Consider the following 3,599-nt stretch of genomic DNA (forward strand, 5'->3'; position numbering starts at 1 on the left):
CCCCTGGCTCGCCGACCACGCCGTGCTGGGCACGGTGCTGCTGCCCGGGACGGCCCTGGTGGAGCTCGCGTCCTGGACCGGCCGGCAGGCCGGCGCGGCGACCGTCGCCGAGCTGAACCTGGAGGCGCCCCTGGCGATCCCCACCGAGGGAGGAATCGACCTGCGGGTACGCGTCGGCCCGCCGGACGAGACCGGGCCCCGGCCCGTCGCCAGTCACACCCGGCGCGACGACGACACCGCGGCCGACGGTTCCCGGCCCTGGCAGCGGCACGCCTCCGGGCAACTCGCCGACACCGCCGACCCGGACCCCGCGCCGGCCGCCGTGTGGCCGCCGGCCGACGCCGAGCCGATCGCCCTCGACGGGCTCTACGCCCGGCTCGCCGCCCAGGGCTACCACTACGGCCCCACCTTCCGGGCGCTGCGTGCCGCCTGGCGCTCGGGCCCGGACATCCTCGCCGAGGTCGCCCTGGACGCCGACGCGTCCACCGACACCACGGCGTTCTCGGTGCACCCGGCCCTGATGGACGCGGCGCTGCACGCCATCGGCGCCAGCGCCACGGCCGACGACCCGGCCGGCGACCCCGCCGGCGGCGCGTCGGGCACCGACGGCGGCCCCGGCATCCGCCCGGGCCTGCCGTTCACCTGGTCGGGCGTCACCATCCGGCCCACCCGTGCCCGCGAGCTGCGGATCCGGCTGCGCGCCACCGACGCCGGCTCCGTGGCCCTGACCGTCACCGACACGGGCGCGACCCCGGTCGCCTCCGTCGACGGTCTGGTCCTGCGGCCCATCTCCGGCGAGCAGCTCAGCGCCGCCCGCCGCTCCGCCAGCCGGTCCCTGCACCGCCTCGACTGGCTCGCCCCCACCACCGGCCGCGCGGACACCGCCTCCCGGCTGGTCGTCCTCGGCGCCGACTGGTCCGGCGCCGACCGGCACCCGGACCTGTCGACGCTGGTCGCCGACGTACGCGCCGGCGCCGCCGCGCCCGACGCGGTGGTGGTGACCTGCGCCGGAGCCGCCGCCGACGAGCCGCACCCGGCCGCCCAGGCGCACCGGGTCGCCCACCGGATGCTCACACTGGCCCAGCAGTGGCTCGCCGAGGAGGCCCTGACCGCCGCCCGGCTGGTGGTGGTCACCCGCGGCGCGGTCCGGGTCGACCCGGACGAGCGGATCGCCGACGTGCCGGCCGCCACCGCCTGGGGCCTGCTGCGCTCCGCCCAGTCGGAGAACCCCGACCGGATCGTGCTCCTCGACGTCGACGACGACGCCCCGGCCGCAGCGCTGCTGCCGGCCGCCCTCGCCACGGGCGAACCCCAGCTCGCCGTACGCGCCGGGCAGCTCCGGGTGCCCCGGCTGACCCGCCTCGGACCGCCCCCGGCCGAGGCGTCCGGCCCCGACCTGGCCGCCGGCACCGTCCTGGTGACCGGGGCGACCGGCCTGCTCGGGCGGCTCGTGGCCCGCCGGCTCGTCACCCGGCACGACGTACGGCACCTGCTGCTGGTCAGCCGCAGCGGAGCGGACGCCCCGGGCGTCGCCGCGCTGGTCGACGAGCTGGCCGGACTGGGCGCCACCGTCCGGGTGGCCGCCTGCGACGTCACCGACCGCGAGGCGCTCGCCCTGCTGGTCGACCAGCTCCCCGCCGACCTGCCACTGACCGGCGTGGTGCACGCCGCCGGGGTGCTCGACGACGGTGTCCTGCCGGCGCTCACCCCGGAGCGCTTCGACACCGTGCTGCGACCCAAGGTCGACGCGGCCTGGCACCTGCACGAGCTGACCGAGAAGCTGGACCTGGCCGCGTTCGTGCTCTTCTCCTCGGCGGCCGGCCTCTTCGGCGGCCCCGGGCAGGCCAACCACGCGGCGGCGAACTGCTTCCTCGACGCCCTCGCCCAGCACCGGCACGACCGGGGACTCCCGGCGCTCTCACTGGCCTGGGGCCCGTGGGTCAACGACACCGGCGACGGGCAGACCGGGCACGTCGACGAGGCCCGGATGAACCGGGGCGGCTTCGTGCCGCTCGGCGCCGAGGAGGGCATGGACCTGTTCAGCGAGGCCCTGCGCTTCGCCGAGCCGGTGGTCGTACCGGTCGACCTGGACCTCGCGTTGATCGGCCGGCACGGGCCGGCGGCGGTGCCGCCGGTGCTGCGGTCGCTGGTGCGGCCGTCGGCGACGGGCGCGGCCCGGGCCGCCGAGCGGAACCCGGCCGAGGCGCTGCGGGAGACCCTCGCCGCCACGGCGGAGGCCGACCGCGACCAGGTGCTCTCCGACCTGGTGCGGACCCACGCCGCGGCCGTCCTCGGCTACGCGTCGATCCGCTCGATCGACGCCGAGCGCGGCTTCGTCGAGCTGGGCTTCGACTCGCTGACCGCTGTCGAGTTCCGCAACCGGCTCAACGCGGCCACCGGCCTGCGGCTGCCCTCCACGCTGATCTACGACCGGCCGACCACGGCCGCGCTCGTCGAGTACCTGCGCGGCGCGCTGCTGGCGGAGCGCAGCACGTCCGCGCTGACGGTGCTCGGCGAGCTGAACAAGCTGGAGCACGCCATGCGCGCGGTGTCCACCGGCGACACCGACCGGGCCGCCGTCGGCGTCCGGTTGCGCGAACTGCTCTCCCTGTGGACCTACACCGAGGCCGGTGCGGACTCCGCCGCCGACGAGGGCACCAGCCTCGAGTCGGCCTCCGCCGAGGAGATCTTCAGCCTGCTGGACGAAGAGTTCGGCTCGGCCTGATCCGGCATGTCGCACACCTCGAACCCCGATACGGAGTGGCCCGATGCCCACTGAGGCAGAGTTCCTCGACTACCTCCGGCGTGCCACTGCCGACCTGCGCGACGCGCGCCGGCGGGTACGCGAGGTGGAGGCCAAGGACCGCGAGCCGATGGCCGTCATCGGCATGGCGTGCCGGTTCCCGGGCGGGGTGTCCAGCCCGGCCGAGCTGTGGGACCTCGTCGACCGGGGCGGCGACGGGGTGGGCGACTTCCCGACCGACCGGGGCTGGGACCTGGAGCGGCTCTTCAACGTCGACCCGGACAACCCGGGCACGTCGACCAGCAACCAGGGCGGCTTCCTCTACGACGCGCCACAGTTCGACCCGGGCTTCTTCGGCATCAGCCCCCGTGAGGCCCTGGCGATGGACCCGCACCAGCGGCTGCTGCTGGAGACCTCCTGGGAGGCGTTCGAGCACGCCGGCATCGACCCGCAGGCGCTGCGTGGCAGCCGGACCGGCGTCTTCGCCGGGGTCATGTACCACGACTACGCGTCGCGGGTGCTGGACCTGCCCGACGGCGTCGAGGGCTACATCGGCACCGGCAACTCCGGCAGCGTGGTGTCCGGCCGGGTGGCGTACACCTTCGGGCTGGAGGGCCCGGCCGTCACTGTGGACACGGCATGCTCGTCGTCGCTGGTCGCCGTGCACCTCGCGACGCAGGCGCTGCGCCAGCGGGACTGCGACTTCGCGCTCGCCGGCGGTGTGACGGTCATGTCCACCCCGGGCACGTTCGCCGACTTCTCCCGCCAGCGGGGCCTGGCCTCCGACGGCCGGTGCAAGTCGTTCGCCGCCGCCGCCGACGGCACCGGCTGGTCCGAGGGCGTCGGCGTGCTGCTC

2 protein-coding genes are annotated in these 3,599 nt (G+C 76.3%); both read left to right on the forward strand.

Going from position 1 to position 3,599, the window contains the following annotated elements:
* Positions 1–2,725, forward strand: a 2,725-nt coding sequence (locus KBX39_RS26390) for a type I polyketide synthase (RefSeq protein ID WP_210873038.1), incomplete at its 5' end; no start/stop codon positions are given.
* Positions 2,726–2,768: 43 nt separating this feature from the next.
* Positions 2,769–3,599, forward strand: an 831-nt coding sequence (locus tag KBX39_RS26395) for a beta-ketoacyl synthase N-terminal-like domain-containing protein (protein WP_210873040.1), incomplete at its 3' end; no start/stop codon positions are given.

It is taken from the genome of Micromonospora sp. D75 (assembly GCF_018070405.1).
GTDB lineage: Bacteria > Actinomycetota > Actinomycetes > Mycobacteriales > Micromonosporaceae > Micromonospora > Micromonospora chalcea.